Genomic DNA, 15,755 nt, shown 5'->3' on the forward strand with positions numbered 1-15,755 from the left:
AGCAGGTCCGGTTTTCGACCCCCACCCCAGATGACGAAGTTTGCGCCGGTTCTTTTTCAGCATTCTACCGAGGGCGAAATTGACGCGCGCGGCCCCTCCCGGCCGGGAGGTTCGACCGGTCTGAAAGAAAAGGGCGGCCCTTGACGGAGCCGCCCGTTTCAGTCGAGGAGGGAAGCCTCAGCGCATCCGCTCCGGCTCATCCTCGTCGACCTCATCATCCTCGAAGTCGTCTTCCTCAAAGTCTTCGAAGTCCTCATCGTCATCCTCATCCCCGAAGATGTCCTCGAGGTCTTCGTCCGACAAGGACTCCACGGCGCTCTGAACCTCGAACTTGTCGAAGAACGCGAACCCTTCCTCGTACTCGGCGAAGCGGACCTTGCCGCCGTCCAACACGATGTAGGTGGAAAGCCAGTCCTCGTCGTCCTCGTCCGGATCGATTTCCTCGCCCATCCCGAAGACGTGGAGCGACCCGCAGGGGCCGCAGTACTTCAATTCCTTGGGATTGAGCCCCGAGTTCGACGCGAATTCGAGCACCGAGGAGGGGATGCCTGTGAGCGGCTCGACGTCGGTGATCTCGTCCTCATCGTCCTCCCAAGCCTCGTCGCCGTCGCCGTCGCCGTCGTCGTAGTCGTCGTAGTCGTCGTCGCGGTCCTCATCGTCATCGGCTTCGCCGTCGGCGTCGTCTTCGTCGTCAAACGTCTCCGCGTCCTCGAAGTCCTCTTCGTCCGCCTCGTCGTCCTCATCCTCGTCCGAGACGTCGACGTCCTCGTAGAAGGTGTCGAGAATGTCCCAGGCTTCATCTTCGTCCGCGAAACGGGCTTCCTCGCCGTCCCACATGATGAAGGAGGGGAAGTCGTCGTCATCCTCCGCATCCGCGTCCTCTTCGAGGAACCACGGATCGTCCGCGCAGTCGAAGACCTCGTGGTCGCGCCACTCGCCCACGACGGCGACGAGCTTGGGCGAGAAGCCGTTCTCTTCGGCGAAGTCGAGCACGGCTTCGGGAAGGTCGTCGTAGGTGGGGGTGCTTTCGCGGTCGTCGCGGTCTTCGGTCATGGCGGGCTCCTTCGTGGTCGGGAAGAAAGATCCTGGTGCGTTGAGCTTGATGAGCTGCGGGCCCCGGCCGGAGAGGTCTCCCCGGCCGCGGGCATAAAGTCCACCCTAGCACGTTGAGAAGAGAAAAGGCGCCCAAATTCCGCCGAAGTTCTCGGTGAATACGATAAGGGTCAAACCGGAAGAAGGGATTTTGCGGAGGCGGAGAGGTCGGGAAGGCCGGACGGAAGGGTCCCGGGCGGCCCGACCTGCCCATGGCCTCACCGCCTCACTCCCTCACTTCCTCGTCGCCGCCTTCATCTCCCTGACGAACTCGGCCACCGCCCGCGCCGCCCCCTCGACGTCAGGAAGCGCCGCTTCGATCCGCCGCACGACGGCCGAGCCCGAAATCGCGCCCGCGGCGCCCGCCTCGATCGCAGCCCGGACGTCCTCCGTCGTCGCGACGCCGAACCCCAGAAGCGCCGGCGGCGCCCCGGTTTCGCAGAGCACCGCGAGAAGGCGCTCGGCCGGGCGCTCCGCGTGCCTCTCTGCCCCGGTGACGCCGGGGCGGGAGAGCAGATACGTGTACCCGCTCGCCAGCCCCGCGACGGCCCGCGCGGCGGGGTCGTCCGCGTTGGGGGGAAGAATCGCGGTGAGGCCGATCCCGGCCCGCCGGGCCGCCTCGTCCCAAAGGGTTGCTCAAGGGCCCGAGGAGATTGAAGAGCGTGGGGGCTTCGAGGCACTTTCTCACCGGCGCCGCAAAGCGCATCGCCGGGTGGTGGTTCCTCGCGAAGCAGAAGGCGAAGTTCGTGGCCTTCAGGGCCTCAAGACCTTCCTCGGGCGTGAGATCCACCGGCACGCCCAAGGCTTCGAGCACGTCCGCCGCGCCCGAAGGCGACGAGACACCGCAGTTCCCGTTCTTCACGATGGGAAGGCCCGCGCCCGCGGCCGGGAGCGCCACGGTGGTCGAAACGTTGAAGGTCCCTGCGTCGTCGCCGCCCGTCCCCACGACGTCGCCCGTCGCGCGGTCCTTCGGGAACGGGAGCGCCGCACGGCGCATCGAGCGCGCGGCCCCGGCGATCTCCGGGGGCGTCGCGCCCCGCATGATGAGGGCGGTCAAGAGAGACGCGAGCTTCTCAGGCGGAAGCGTCCCCGCGAAGAGTTCATCGAAGAGCGTTTCCATTTCGGCGGCCGTGAGCGGCGCGCCGCGGTAGAGGGTCTGAAAACGGTTGTCCATGATGCGGTTCCTTCTGTTTTATGTGATGCGCGCCGACGGGTTCGGAGAGGTTGCGGTGCGCAGTGAAGTGGATGGCGTGGGTTCGGGTGTCGCCGATGTCGTCGGGGGTCGACGGGCGCCATCTTCCGGAATCGCGGTGGTGGGTGGTGTGCGTGATCTGCGGCATGTTGGTCTTCCTTGGGGGCGGAAGGCGTAGATCGGGGATCGGTGAAGGCGGAGCGGCTGAAGCGGTTGAGGCCACAGGAAGAAACAAGGCCCGGGATCCGAGATCTGCGGGCCTTCCGAGGTGGTGCGGACGGGGTTGCCGTCCGCGGGTTCGAAAATGCGTGTGTCGTCCGTGCCCGCTCTATTGCCAGAGCGGCCACCAGCGAAGCGTGCGGAGGGCGGACGAAGAAAGCTTGTCGAATCTCGGTTTCAATTCAGGTGAGGAAACGTGGGAGGCGCTTCGTTGCGCCGGTAACGTGGAATCCAAGGTAGCAGAGCGAAAGGGCGGTCAGCAAGGGGTCGATTACGGCGAATCGCATAAGCGACACCGATTTCGGACAAGAGGACGGGCGAAAGTCGGGGTGCGGAGGTGGGGGAAAGCCGACGGAAGTCGACGGAAGCCGACGGGGCCCTCCGCCGCGCGGAAAAGCCCCGCCGACCGCCAACTACCCATGGATATGTGCGTCAGACGTCGTCCAGCACCGGCGCCATCAGGGCGCACTCACGCGGATCCGCGCCGAGCGAGAACGCCAGCCGCTCCCACCCGAGCATCACCTTCCTCATCTCCGACAACGCCGCCTTGGCTTCAGCGACCTTCATCCCGAAGTAGGGCGCGAGCGATACCGCGTCGTCTGCACTTTTGAGCGTCTGCTTCCCGTCCACCGTGATCGGGCGGTGGACGTTCATCCCCGGGGGCGCGATCGAGAAGGCGTGGGCGGGGGCCAACTTCCAGCCGTAGGTGGAGCGGATGAACTGCCAGTGCGCGGGCACGTCCGCGTCCGCGCCGCAGAGGTGCGAGAAGACCATGCGCCGCCAGATGCGCGGGAGGTCCTTCGCGGGTTCCGCCCCGGAGGAATTCAGAATGTCGGCGAGCCCCAAATACGAGAGCCCTGACTTCGGGTCGCCGCCCAAGGTTTCCCCCGAGAGCGTCAGCTGCGCGCGGCCGTCCGCGTCGCGGTCGTAGCGCTCGAGGAAAAGGACGTTCGTCCCCATGACGTTCACCCAGTCGGAGGCGACGGTCTCGATCCCGCAGCGCCGCGCCAGGCGCAGCGCCAGTTCGCGCCAGAGCGCCGCGTCGACGGGCGCCGCGGCCGCCCGCGTCTGAAGAAGGGCGGACGTCCGGCCCGAACGCACGACGAAGCGGCCTTCCGGACCGGGAAAGCTCATCGCCGGAAGAAGCACCGTCCAGTCTTCCCGTCGGGCGCGGTCGCGCTCCGACGCGTGCCATGCGTAGAGCAGTGCGTCCACCTGCGTGGAGCGGTCCGGGACGGGTTCCCGAAGGCCCGCCGCCCAGTGGTTTTCAAGAAGCGAAATGCCGCCCGCGTGATGATCCGCATGAGGGATGCGCACGGCCGAGAGCTCCAACGGCGTCGCGTCCTCCGGGAAGGGGAGCGCCAGACCTTCGCGGCCGGCTTCAAGGTAGAGCGATAGGATCGAATCGTGAACCCGACGGTCTTCAAGGAACCCGAACGACCCCCGCTGCTCGTGAGGGGTCTGGAGACCCCGCACCATCGGGAGGTCGAAGCCGAGCGCGAAGCCCTTGTCCAACCAGCCTTCGTCGTAGATGAAGTGGGGGACCGGAGGGAGGGCGCGTTCGATGGTGGGCCAGGGGTCTTTTTGGGAGCGCGGATTGGGCGCGAACTTCAACGGATCGGTGAAGGGACCCGAGTGACGACGCCCGATCGTTTCAGTCAATCCGGTGGCTTTGCTAGTGAGCGCACGCTTTGCATCGGCTTCGAGGTACGAGGGAAGCGAGGCCGATTCACGCCCGGAAGCGCCGCGCCGACCCTTGGGCCGGTCCCAGGAGGCGATGACGTTCGGGTCGGTCCAACCGTCGCGGGACGGGGAGCGGGCGTCGCGTCTATCCGCGTAGCGGTCGGACGAACGGTCGACGTAGCGATCGGAGGAGCGATCGAAAGAGCGTTCGGCCGTGCGTTGGTCGTTCCAGGAAGAGGGTGAATCGTCGGCGCCGTACACGCGCATGTTGTCGCCGTTCATCTGGGCGACCTTTTTGCGCCGGACGGGGAGGAGCAGCGTTCCGGCCTTCGGTGCTCCAGGAAGGCCGTTCACGACGACGTCGAACGCTCGAAAAGAGGGAAGCAACATATTTGTGGAAACCTGAGGTCAAAGGCTTGTCGTCATTCGGACTTCTTGGCGCGCACCCGGCGGGGGAGGTAGCGGGCTTCGTTCGCCAAACCGATCGGATCGTTCTCCGAGGAGGCGAGGGTGCTGATGGCGCTTGTGAGCCCGAGGGCATGCACGACGCTCGCCACGTTCCCGATCGAAACACCGGGGTCTCCGTTTTCAATCTTCGAAAGGGTGTTCAACGAAATTCCGGCACGCTCCGCAATCACGGATTGGGGGAGGGCGCGGCGGAGCCGGGCATTCTTGAGGTTGAGACCGAGGGTCTTCAGAGCCTCATCCAGGGCGAAGGAGGGACGCATAATACGCAGGATCCTGTGTGTTGACGGTTCTAGTATAAATCATTTTGCAATTAAGGACAATCAGGGCGCTTCCACACCACGGGTGGTGTCGGATTGGGATATTTGCGGGATATTGGTATCCGTGCGCATTTTTCTATATGAAGAATCCTGATGACTAAACCATACAACACGCAATATCCGATGGGTAAGGCGGTTTCAGAGCGGTGCGCATCGGCCATTTGACGCCACGAAACGTCGTCAAAAGCTCCAACGCCGCTCGTTCGGAAACTGAAGTTCGGTGCCGTTCGACGCGAAAGCCATGCGGACCGTGATTTAGGTTTCATCCCCGATACGGAAAATCCGCGTATGGGCTTCCTGAGGTCGTTGCTGCGGTTCGGTGTTGAAGTCTTTGAACGGCCTGTCGCGTTCACCTGACCGAAACCGCAGATCGTTTTCCGGAGGACGGGTCCCGCTCGGGTCGTCTCCACCCTCCCGGAGGGGTGTCAGGCTGGAAGGCTGAAAACACAAAAATGATGAGATTTACGGACGATGAATTTTGAACGTTCTTCCGGACGAACTTCTGGGATGTCGGTTTGGGGAGGTCCTCCCGGGTACTCTTCAGGGAAGGTCGGCAAGGAAAAATCCTTGATTACACATCCCGAACGGGATGAGAAATGAGATGTACGAACCGTCCACGAACAGTCTTCCGAGAGCGTTTCCGCGGCCTATTCGGATGGCCGGAATACCCCGTCCTCCGGGACGTTTCAGCCGTTGAGAAAGCCTCGACGCCGCCGAGCCGCCTTCTGAAGACACGTCGACGGCGTCCGGGCCCCTCCTGCCGGACTTCCCGTCGAGGATCCAGGCGCTTTGAGAGTGAACGTTCACACCGTATCGAGCAAACTTCTCCCCTTTTATGAGGCTGGGAACGAGCTTGTTCGTTCGGGGGCTTGCCCGTGTTCAGTCCCTTTCGAATGGCGCGGCTTTGCACTAGTCAAATGGTGAGAATGAGCAAGAAATGAGGTTCGGCAGGCATTCTCTTGGAGTTCTCAGAAACATCCCGATCGGGAACAAACAACCCCGCTCAACGCGCTGGGTTTCCCGCCCGCCCAGGCGACCCACACTCACTGATTTGAGGCTTCGGAGCCGCCGTCGCGCCCTTTCTCCGGTGCTTTACCCTGGGCGGCCCGCCGCCCGACGCCGACCTCGTCCCTGCCCGGTTCAGGCCCTTGTCTGACACCCCGTCTCGGACCTTCCGGAACCTCTTCTTTTTCTGAAAATCTGTCTCTGAAGGCCCTTTCGAACGCTCTTCAGCGCGCTCGACCCGAGCCGTCCGCAGAGAACCGTCAGCCCTCGCGGTTCGCCGCCATCCGTCCGTCCTCGCCGGAGCCTATTTTCTTCGACGATCTGATCTTCAACCCCTCGCGCAGCGCTTCCGACGCCCCGATCCGGCCCGTCCCTCCCGGTACCCGCAGCGCCCGTTCGGCCGCGCCGTCCGCCCGGCATCCGCGCCCGACCGACCCGGCTTCCCGCCGTCCCGGCCGACGTCCGCGTCCTCAACGTCCGCTTACATAACCACGCCCAGAACCCGCCTTCCACCGGGCTTCTCCGGCAGAAATCTCCGTCAAATCCCTGAGAACCATCCCGCAAACAGGGTCATCCGAACCGATGATGCGCGTGGTGAATATGAAGGCCTTCAGCGCCCGTCAGACGCCCCTTCGGCAAGAAAAAGCCGCCGAAACGCATCAAAAGAATAGGGGATTACCCTGAAATACCCCTTGGATTTCCGCACACCCCTAGCGGACATACTTCGCTCAACCGCGCCGGAGAACTTCCCCAAGGCCGGAGGCGCGCCGCGGGTCCCCTCAAATCCCTACGTGAGGGACGCCGCGAAGCCCTCCGAAGCCGACTGAAGCCCGACGACGCTCCGCGGCGCTCCCGCCGCCGAGAAGAAACCCCTTCACGGCAGCACGGCAGCACGGTACACCCCCGCCGACCACCTCCGCCTTCCGCCCCTTAAACACGGGACGCCGGGGCGAAACCGCCGCTTGGAGCGGCAGGATGGTTCGGCGGCAGGACAACGCCTGCGGCACCCCCGACGAAACCCCATCGAAACCCGACAACCCCTTTGAACCACCCGAATTGGAGTGAACATCGTGAGCACGCTCTCCGCTACCATGGAAGACTTTCGCCTGAACCTGGGCGGCACTGAACTGAAGCCCCTCGTGATCGGCGGCATGGGCGTCAACATCTCGACCAAGGCGCTCGCGCTCGAAGCGGCGCGCCTGGGCGGCATCGGGCACGTCTCGGACGCCATGCTCCCCGACGTCACCGACAGGCTCTTCTCCACGCACTTCACCGCCTTGAAGGCCAAATTCTTCCGGCACCTCGCCGGCCTCGGCTTCAAGCTCGGCATGAACTTCGACACGATCGACATCGCGCGGCACACCCGCCGCTACGTCGAGGACGTCATGAGCGCCAAGACCGGCCCCGGGCTGGTCTTCATCAACGTGATGGAAAAGCTCACCATGAACGATCCCCTCAAGACGTTGAAGGCGCGCCTCAACGCCGCTTTGGATGCCGGGATCGACGGGATCAGCCTCTCCGCGGGTCTCCACACGTCGAGCTTCGCGATGATGGAGGAGAACCCCCGCTTTCGCGACGCGAAGCTCGGGATCGTGGTGTCGTCCGCGCGCGCCCTCAACATCTTCCTGCGCCGCACCGCGAAGACCAACCGTCTGCCCGACTTCGTCGTGGTGGAGGGGCCGCTCGCGGGCGGGCATCTCGGTTTCGGGATGAACTGGTCGGAATTCAGCCTTCCGTCGATCGTCGACGAGGTGCTGGCGTTCCTCAAGTCCGCCAACCTCTCGATTCCCGTCATCGCCGGGGGCGGGGTCTTCTCCGGCACCGACGGCGTGCGGCTTCTGGAGCGGGGCGCCGCGGGCGTGCAGGTCGCGACGCGCTTCACGGTCTCGAAGGAATCGGGTCTGCCCGACCCCGTGAAGCAGGTCTACTTCAATGCGGAAGCGGAGGACGTCGTCGTGAACGGCATTTCTCCGACCGGCTACCCCATGCGCATGCTCCGGCAGTCCCCCGCGATCTGCTCCAACGCGAAGCCCCAGTGCGAGGCCTACGGGTATCTGCTCGACAAAGGCGACTGCCAGTACCTGCGCGCCTACCGCGAGCAGGTGGCGGCCGATCCCTCGGTCAAAGCCCCCTGCATCGCCGAGAAGACGTGCCTCTGCCACCAGATGAGGAACTTCAAGCTCTGGACCTGCGGCGCGACCACGCACAGGCTCAAGGAAACGAGCGTGAAGCTCCCCGACGGCACGTGGTGGACGCCGCCCGCCGAGGCGATCTTCAACGACTACATGACGGGCAGGAACGACGAGGTGATGCACCCGACCCTCGAAGACGCGATGGCTTCGAAGTGAGGGGAGGGCGCTGAGCGCAAATCGACCCTCGTGAAGGATTGAGGGGGCTCCCCTGACCGGAGCCCCTCAACGGAACCCGGCACGGCCCGAGGGAAGGGGCTTCTGGGAGCGTTGCGGCGTCACGGTGCGCCGCAGGCGGCTCCGGCTCACCCGTGGGAAGCGGGTCGTGCGGGTGCGGCGGGAAGAACCCCGTCGCGGGACGCGCGGGCGGGAGGCTTCGAGGGCCTCCCGGCCCGGGTTCTCCCGAAAAGGATGCTGGGGCCTTCAAGGCCTCCATGGATGACTGCGAACGACGACGGGCGGTGCGGCTTGGGGTTGCGCCGCCCGTTCGCTTTGGGCGCTCCGGAGAAAGCTGCGTACGTACGGCGGATCCTTGGTTTTCCGTACGTCAAAAAGGCGAAAGCCGCTGAGTGGAGTCAGCGGCTTTCAAGGTGACTCTGCGATGAATATCCCCAAAAGAGTCCCGACCATTATGGCACCGACCGCCCCTCTGCAGGGCCGCCGGCACCCGAAATCCGTCACGCGGCCTGGCGTCTCCTCGCCGCATCCCGGTTAGCGGCGTTGACGCCGCGCTGCCCCAAAATCAGCCCGCAGACGGTGAGGCCCGCGCCCATGAGCCCGATGAAGCTCATCTGTTCTTCAAAGAAGAAGCCCCCGATGAGGATCGCGGCGAAGGGGGTGAGGTAGTGCCAGTAGTTGGCGGCCTTGGCGCCGATGACGGCGATCACACGGTGCCAGAGCACCAAACCCGCGGCCATCGCGCCCCAGGAGAGAAAGAGCAGGTTCCCGATCACGACGGGGTCGGTGAGCGAGAGCACTTCCGTGGGCTCCTCCATGAAGTAGAAGGGCATCGCGGCGAGGATCCCCCAACCGAGGCACTTCCGTGCGGCCAAGGCGGGCGGCACGGTGCGGAGCCGATGGAGCACCAGCGCGTAGAGGGCCCAGGAGAGCGCCGCCCCCATCGCGAGGAGGTCCGCCGTGCCGGAGAGGTCGTGGAGGATCTCACCGTCGATCACGGTGAGGATGACGCCGGTCGCCGCCGAGCAGAGCCCCAGCCACGTCGTCCAGTGCATCTTCACGCGGGAGAGGACGGCGGACGCAATGAGGACGCCCAGAAGCGGCCCCGTCGCCAGGATCACCGCGGTGTTGGCGGCCTGGCCGTGCGCGAGCGCGAGGTTCGTCAACCCGCCGTAGAGCGGCACGAAGGTGACGCCCAAAAGCATGCACTTCACCTCCGCCTTGATGCTGCCGGCGTAGATGCGCTTCGGTGCGATCAGAATGAGGAGCCCGTAGGCGAGGACGGCTTTCAGAATCAGCACCGCGAAGGGGCCGACGCCGCAGTCGTAGAGCGTTTGCGTGGAGAAGTAGGCGGCCGCCCAGAAGAGGGCGACGAGGGAGGCAAGGACGTGGTGAAGGGCGCTCATGAAGAACCCGGAAGTCGAAACGATCCGCCTATTTTAACGCCGGGGCGGCGTCCTTTCCTCGGCTTTTCCGCTTCCGCTTTTCGGTTCGGAGCCCCGAAAAGAAAGCCGCCCGGCTTCGGGCCGGGCGGCGGGTGCGGGGTTCGTGCCGGAATCCTGCGTAAGCCTCGGGTCCCGAGGCTTATGCGGCCTTCCTGTCCTGACGGATCAGCATGAAGCGCATCAGGTTGGCGGCGAAGACCTTGCCGAGGAGAATGACGCCGAGGCAGGCGCCGATCGTGGTCGGGACGGCGTGCGAGCCGTCCGCCGCAGTGAGCGTGAAGACGACGACCCCGGACGAGAGGAAGTTCCCCACGGCTGCTCCCGCGGTCATCTGGAAGGTGGCGAAGATGTTGGCTTCGCGCTCGGTCAGCTGCCCGGAGTCTTTGAGCGAGCGGGTCAAGGCGGCGCCGGCGTCGGTCGACTGAAGCGACGCGATGATCGCAAGCGTCGTCGTGCCGGGAAGGCCCATCCCGGGACGAAGAATGGGGGTGAGGCACCAGGCCGCGGCGCGCAGCGCGCCGAAGTGCTCGAACACCGTCACCATCGCGACGGAGAAGAGGATCGAGGGGACGAGCGAGAGCGCGAACATGAAGCCGTCGATGGCGCCCGAGCCGCCTTTGCCGCGGTAGTTCGACATGGCGGTGACGAGGTCGCCCTCCGCGCCGGTCGTGACGCTCGAGACGAGGCGGCCGAATTCGCCGTCCAATACCGTGAAGTCGAAGATGCCGTACCAGGCGTCGGAGTAGCAGATGCCGGAGAAGAAGACGACGGCGAGGGCGAACGAGATGAAGTCGCCGGGGCGGATCTTCCCGCTGATGTCGGGGTTTTCGGTTGCTTCGCTCATGGCGGAGGTCCTTGGGTCTTGAAGTGTTGGGGGATTTGGTTGAGGCGCGCTCCGGACGCAAGGGACGGAGTCGTGCCTGTGGGTGTTCGCGAAACTATACCGAATGCGGCGGGGATTCCGCGAGATTTTTCTGCCGCTTTGGAGGTAAACCCCGACGGGAGAGGCGTTTCCGGGGCGGCGTGCTTTGCCCGATCCCCGCCGAATCCGCCGCGGACGGTTCGGAAGCGTCACTTTGGAGTCCTCGTTGGGCGCGTCTTCGTCGAGAAAGACCGGCCGAAACGGCTCAAAAGACTGAAGATTTCACCGAAAAGCCCACGGCCCGGCGTTTTTCGCGTACGCTTCCGCTTTGGACGCGTTTTGGCGCCGCGCCCGAAGAAGAAACTCAACTCCCACGACTCACTTCTCACTTTTTCGAGACTCTCATGCGCAAGTTCCTTCAGGAATTTCAGGCCTTCATCTCCCGCGGCAACGTCCTCGACCTCGCCGTCGCGGTGATCACCGGTGCGGCCTTCACGAACATCGTCAATTCGCTCATCAAGGACATCGTGAACCCGATCCTGGGCGTCCTCGTCGGCCGCCCCGACTTCACGAATCTCTTCTTTGTGCTCAAGCAGCCCCCGGAAGGCTTCGACGGTCCCTGGACCTACGATGCGCTCACCAAGGCGGGCGCCACGGTGCTCGGCTACGGCGCCTTCCTCACCTCCGTCGTGCAGTTCCTCCTCATGGCCTTCACGGTCTTCTGGATGATCAAGGTCGTCACGACGCTTCGCGTGAAGCTGGAGAGCGAAGCCGTCGCCAAGCTCCCGAAGCTCTCGAGCGTGCTCCCCGGCGGCAAGAAGGAAGAGGAAGCGCAGAAGGAAGAGAAGCCCGCTGAACCCGCCCCGGCTCCCGCGCCCGAACCCGCCCCCGCGGTGTCCGCCGAAACGACGGAGCTCCTGCGCGAAATCCGCGACCTCCTCAAGGCCTCGAAGAGCGCGTAATTCCTCGGGGGGAGGCTCTCAGGGCGTGCTGAGGGCCTCAGGAACGGCCTACGGGCTTTCCGAAGGGGTTCCCTCGGCGGGGAGCAGACAGCGCTCCCCAGAGGCGCTCAAGAGCGCTCAGGAGCCCTCAGACGAAGCTTCAAACACGACGAACGGCGTCCGGCATCGAACCGGGTGCCGTTTTCATTTGAGCGCCGTGAGCGCCCGGATGACCTCGTCCGGGGCTTCATTCGCCTCGAACGGCGCTGATGCGCTTTCATGCGCACGCTTGGGGCGCTCAACGGCGGCATCCGCGCGCCGCCCGGTACCGTCCGGGATCGCGCCGGTCGGATCCAGTCTTCCGAAGTCCGCAGTCTCTCCCCGACCTCCCAAAAGAAGAGAGGGCCCCTCCGAAGAAGAACCCTCTCCCCGTGCGCTCCCGAGGCCGGTGCGGCCTCAGGGCGTGATCGGTACTGACGTTTTACGCCTGCGTCTTACGCCTTGAAGGCGGCCTCAAGGCAGGGCACGACCTGCTTCTTGCGGCTCATGACGCCGTCCAACCAGATGTGCTGGCCTTCCCAGGTCTTCCCCCAGGCGGACGCCACGCGGGCGGGATCGTCGCTCGCCATGAGAAGGAGAGAACCTTCCTTCATGATGTCCGTGAGGAGCAGAAGCGCCGAGTGGCGGCCTTCCTCGCTCTTCACCTTGGCGAGTTCGGCTTCAAGGGTCGGCATCATGTCGTGCACGAGCGCGAGGTCGACGAGTTCCAACTGGCCGACGCCGACCTTCGAGCCCGACATGTTGAAGTCCTTGAAGTCGCGGAAGATGAGGGAGCGCGGTTCCGCGCCCGCAACCGCCGACTTCGCCGTGAAGAGTTCCATGCCGAGGGCGTGGAGGTCATCGATCCCGGCGATCTTGGCGAGCTCTTCGGCGGCCTTGCGGTCGGCCGGGGTGCAGGTCGGCGACTTGAAGATCACCGTGTCGGAGAGGATCGCGCAGAGCATGGCGCCCGCGATGTTGGCGGGGGGCGTGAAGCCGAGGTAGTCGTACATGCCCTTGAGGATCGTGCAGGTGCAGCCGACCGGCATCAGGACGCATTCGACCGGGGCGGTCGAGGTGAGGTCGCCGAGCTTATGGTGGTCGACGATGCCTTTGAGGCACGCGTCGTCGATGTCCGCGGGCGCCTGGGCGCGGTCGGAGTAGTCGACGAGGTAGAGGTCGCGCCCGGCGACCGACGAAATCACTTCGGGGGTTTCGAGGCCGAAGCGCTCAAGAATGAAGGCCGTTTCCGGCGCGGGAAGACCCTGCGCGCAGGCGACGACGTCCATGCCGCGGCGCGTGTAGAGGTCCGCGCAGGCGATCGCGGAGACGATGGAGTCGGAGTCGGGGTTCTTATGACCGAGGATGATGGCGGACACGGTGTTTCCTTCGTTGTTTGGAGTGTTTGGAAGAGGTGGAATCAATCCGAACATTTTACCGGGTCGGGGAGGGGGCGGGCGGCCCGTTGAAACGTTCGGAAAGCAATGGGAGGAGGGGATCCGAGGGGAGTTGCCCCGAGAGCGCACGTCAAGCGCACAAGTGAAAGGCCCGACGCCTTGGGGGCATCGGGCCTTTGCCTTCAGTTCGCTTGGTCGGTCAGGCCGACGGAGGCGAAATTAGAAGGTGTGCTTCAGACCAACGTAGGCCTGGACGAGGTCCTTGTCGAGCTGGTAGTCAACAAGCGTGTTCGACGTCTTGTTGAATTCGGCTTCCTGCTTGGCATAGCCGGCACCAGCGTAGGCCGTCGTGCGCTTCGAGAGGCTGTACTCGTAACGGGCGGCAAGGCCGTAGTAGGTGGATTCACGGCTTTCAGCGTGGAGGCTGTCGTCGCCGTTGGCGTAGTAGACGGACGTCGTGAGGAGGCCGCCCGCGACAGGCGTCTGAGCGCCGACCGTGAGGCCGAAGCCGTCGATGCCGTCCGTGGAGAGAGCGTCGATGCCGTTCAGGGAGCGGACACCCTGGAAGACCTGACCCATACCGAAGAGCTTGGTCACGCCGAAGTCGTAGTTGGCGCCGACGTAGAAGGTGTGTTGGTCGTCGTTCGGTTCGGTGGCGGGGGTCGCCTGAACGTGACGGACGTTCTGAAGTTCGTACGCGGCGACGAGGTTGAGGTTGCCGTACTGGCCGACAGCGGCGAGCGAGGCGTAGCGATTAGCAGAGGTCTTGCCTTCATCGCCGAGAGCCTTGTCGTCGTCGTTCGCGACGGTGTTGTTCTTGAACGAGTACTGAGCGAGCACCTTCATGCCGGCGAATTCGGGCGTCTGATAGGTGATCATGTTGTCGTAGCGGCTGGACGTGACGAGACCACCGATGCCGTTGTCGAAGCCGTCGAAGGCGTCGCCGATGGCGTAGACGTAGTCGTACGTGCCGGCGGCGGAGGCAACGCCGCCCATGCGGCCGAAGGAGACCTGACCGAAGGCGCCGGCGAGCGTGAGGCTGGCTTCACGACCGAAGAGGCGGCCGTCGTGGCTGAGCTTGCCGGAGTCGGCGGAGAAGCCGTTTTCGAGCTTGAAGGAGACCGTCATGCCGTTGCCGAGGTCTTCGGAGCCGCGGAGGCCGAAGCGCGAACCGGCGTTCATGCCCGATTCCATCGTCAGGGAGTCATCCTTCGTCGTCGTGATGGCGTCGGCGGTCGTACCCGCTTCCGACTTCGTGTGGTTGTACATCAGGCCGAGGTCGACAACACCGTAAACGTTGACGTCGGCGGCCATGGCGGCGCCGGAGAAGAGACCGGCAACAGCGAGGCCGGCGAGAGTCTTCTTAAACATGTGAGGTTTCTCCTGAGAGAGACGTGTGAGTTGGGTCGCCCTGTACTTTCCGGGGCGGGAATGCGGTCCATTGTGCCGAGCGGCGTCAAGGTGTTCGAGTGCTCATGCGCGTGGTGGATCGGGCTGGTTCCATAAAACCCATGAAAATCAACGATATGCACGAAAACAATGCGTGTTGCAGGTTTGCAACGGATAGGGCCTTCCCATTAGCTTTCGGATCCTCAGCTCTCCTGCAAAACCGCCGAAAGTGCCGATTCACTCTGTTTGGACAAGAAAATTACGGCTTAACCCGTGATATCGAAAATCCGAGCGTTTACCTTTTCGGAAGAGCCCCGGACTCTTCGGGCTTCTTTAGGGGATCATTGAGTTCTTGAAAGTGATCCTGCGGTTTTGGGCGGTTTGAGGCGCGTCAGAAACCCGGACAGAACGGTCCGACGTCGTGGAATTCTCATCGGGCCCCGAGGCGCGAGATTCGCCCCCGATCGGGAAGCGGCGGGTACCAGGAGGCTCCAGGGTCGGCGGAGGTCGGCAGGCCCCCGCAGCCCTCCTGCTTCTTCCAACCTTCCCGGCGAGCCGCCGCCCCAAAACGCAAAGAGGGACCGCAAAGGTCCGTCTCCAATGAAGGCGCTGGAGATGTCCTCTCCGGCCCCTCACTTCTTCATCGTCCGCACCACGCAGGTGACCGGCCCCAGAATCTCGGCGTTGCTCAGATTCACCCGCATCGTCGGGTAGTCGCCCGAAGCGTTCGCGGCGCGAAGTTCCTGCGAGAGCCCCCGGCGGGAGAGCTTGCGCAGGTAGAGCTTCCCGTTCACCTTCGCGAGGCAGAGTCCGTCGTTCGCGACCTGGCCGCGTTCGACCAACACGAGGTCCCCGCGGAAGACGCCGTCCTCCGCCATCGCGTCGTCCTCCACCTCAAAGGCGAAGAGGTCGCGCCGGTTCTGGGCGATCCGGTGCATGAGGTTGATCGTTTCCGTCCCGTCGCAGTTGGGCGTCACGACGTCGGTCTGGTCGTTCATAAGCAGCGACGCCGCGGTGATGAAGGACACCCGGTCGGCCGGAAGCCCCACCTTGAGGCAGCCTTCGGGCGTCGCGGTCTTCTCCGGAATCGTCTCGGGCGTGGGCGCGAGGCTCTCCAAGTCGATCCCCCAGCGGTCGGCGACGTCGCCCACGTGGTCGAGCATCTTCCTCAACCATTCCGTCTGGCCGATGCTCTGGTAGACCTTCGCCTGTTCGGGCGTGAGGCGCAGCTGGACGTGCACCGTGTAGGTCGGGCCCTGCTTGGGGCGCCGTCCGGTGGCGCTTCGCTTCGTCGTCGGTTGGGTCGTCTTGTTGGGATGAGGGTACGTATTTCGGACCTG

General features: G+C 64.4%; 10 protein-coding genes and 2 pseudogenes. 2 read left to right on the forward strand and 10 right to left on the reverse strand.

The window, feature by feature from the left end:
* Positions 1 to 177: 177 nt before the first annotated feature.
* From HMPREF9440_RS11140 to HMPREF9440_RS03210, 5 genes and pseudogenes are all read right to left on the reverse strand, one after another.
* Complete coding sequence (locus HMPREF9440_RS11140; protein WP_008541448.1) at positions 178 to 1,053, reverse strand: hypothetical protein; 876 nt, start codon at positions 1,051 to 1,053, stop codon at positions 178 to 180.
* 273 nt (positions 1,054 to 1,326) lie between these two features.
* Positions 1,327 to 1,701: pseudogene (locus HMPREF9440_RS11355) on the reverse strand (tryptophan synthase subunit alpha); the annotation flags it as partial.
* 73 nt (positions 1,702 to 1,774) lie between these two features.
* A pseudogene (locus HMPREF9440_RS12400) lies at positions 1,775 to 2,266 on the reverse strand (anthranilate phosphoribosyltransferase); the annotation flags it as partial.
* A 669-nt stretch (positions 2,267 to 2,935) separates the two neighbouring features.
* Positions 2,936 to 4,576, reverse strand: a complete 1,641-nt coding sequence (locus HMPREF9440_RS03205) for a HipA domain-containing protein (RefSeq protein ID WP_008541454.1) — start codon at positions 4,574 to 4,576, stop codon at positions 2,936 to 2,938.
* Positions 4,577 to 4,608: 32 nt separating this feature from the next.
* On the reverse strand, positions 4,609 to 4,914 hold the full coding sequence (locus HMPREF9440_RS03210; protein WP_008541455.1) for a helix-turn-helix domain-containing protein: 306 nt from the start codon (positions 4,912 to 4,914) through the stop codon (positions 4,609 to 4,611).
* Between the two features lie 2,123 nt (positions 4,915 to 7,037).
* Between HMPREF9440_RS03210 and HMPREF9440_RS03215 the strand changes: the two genes are divergently transcribed.
* Positions 7,038 to 8,324 carry a nitronate monooxygenase gene (locus tag HMPREF9440_RS03215; RefSeq protein WP_008541459.1) on the forward strand — a complete coding sequence of 429 codons (1,287 nt, stop codon included), beginning with the start codon at positions 7,038 to 7,040 and terminating at the stop codon, positions 8,322 to 8,324.
* 518 nt (positions 8,325 to 8,842) lie between these two features.
* On the opposite strand, the gene HMPREF9440_RS03220 is transcribed toward HMPREF9440_RS03215, so the two are convergent.
* Complete coding sequence (locus HMPREF9440_RS03220; RefSeq protein WP_008541461.1) at positions 8,843 to 9,748, reverse strand: DMT family transporter; 906 nt, start codon at positions 9,746 to 9,748, stop codon at positions 8,843 to 8,845.
* Between the two features lie 178 nt (positions 9,749 to 9,926).
* Positions 9,927 to 10,631, reverse strand: coding sequence for a nucleoside recognition domain-containing protein (locus tag HMPREF9440_RS03225; protein WP_008541462.1), 705 nt, complete (start codon positions 10,629 to 10,631; stop codon positions 9,927 to 9,929).
* Positions 10,632 to 11,053: 422 nt separating this feature from the next.
* Between HMPREF9440_RS03225 and mscL the strand changes: the two genes are divergently transcribed.
* Positions 11,054 to 11,611: a large conductance mechanosensitive channel protein MscL gene (gene mscL, locus HMPREF9440_RS03230; protein ID WP_008541463.1), complete on the forward strand. Its 558-nt coding sequence runs from the start codon at positions 11,054 to 11,056 to the stop codon at positions 11,609 to 11,611.
* A 473-nt stretch (positions 11,612 to 12,084) separates the two neighbouring features.
* On the opposite strand, the gene HMPREF9440_RS03235 is transcribed toward mscL, so the two are convergent.
* The 3 genes from HMPREF9440_RS03235 to HMPREF9440_RS03245 all read right to left on the reverse strand — a co-directional run.
* A complete protein-coding gene (locus HMPREF9440_RS03235; protein ID WP_008541465.1) occupies positions 12,085 to 13,008 on the reverse strand; it encodes a manganese-dependent inorganic pyrophosphatase in 924 nt (307 codons plus the stop codon).
* Between the two features lie 237 nt (positions 13,009 to 13,245).
* Entirely contained in the window at positions 13,246 to 14,397 is a 1,152-nt protein-coding gene (locus HMPREF9440_RS03240) for a porin (RefSeq protein WP_008541466.1), read from the reverse strand.
* Between the two features lie 650 nt (positions 14,398 to 15,047).
* Positions 15,048 to 15,755: LexA family protein (locus HMPREF9440_RS03245; protein WP_008541472.1), on the reverse strand; the 708-nt coding region annotated here is incomplete at its 5' end.

The organism is Sutterella parvirubra YIT 11816 (assembly GCF_000250875.1).
GTDB lineage: Bacteria > Pseudomonadota > Gammaproteobacteria > Burkholderiales > Burkholderiaceae_F > Sutterella > Sutterella parvirubra.

Coding starts and splice junctions, on each gene's coding strand:
- HMPREF9440_RS11140 (WP_008541448.1), bottom strand. CDS start 1,053: ATGACCGAAGACCGCGACGACCGCGAAAGCACCCCCACCTACGACGAC.
- HMPREF9440_RS03205 (WP_008541454.1), bottom strand. CDS start 4,576: ATGTTGCTTCCCTCTTTTCGAGCGTTCGACGTCGTCGTGAACGGCCTT.
- HMPREF9440_RS03210 (WP_008541455.1), bottom strand. CDS start 4,914: ATGCGTCCCTCCTTCGCCCTGGATGAGGCTCTGAAGACCCTCGGTCTC.
- HMPREF9440_RS03220 (WP_008541461.1), bottom strand. CDS start 9,748: ATGAGCGCCCTTCACCACGTCCTTGCCTCCCTCGTCGCCCTCTTCTGG.
- HMPREF9440_RS03225 (WP_008541462.1), bottom strand. CDS start 10,631: ATGAGCGAAGCAACCGAAAACCCCGACATCAGCGGGAAGATCCGCCCC.
- mscL (WP_008541463.1), top strand. CDS start 11,054: ATGCGCAAGTTCCTTCAGGAATTTCAGGCCTTCATCTCCCGCGGCAAC.
- HMPREF9440_RS03240 (WP_008541466.1), bottom strand. CDS start 14,397: ATGTTTAAGAAGACTCTCGCCGGCCTCGCTGTTGCCGGTCTCTTCTCC.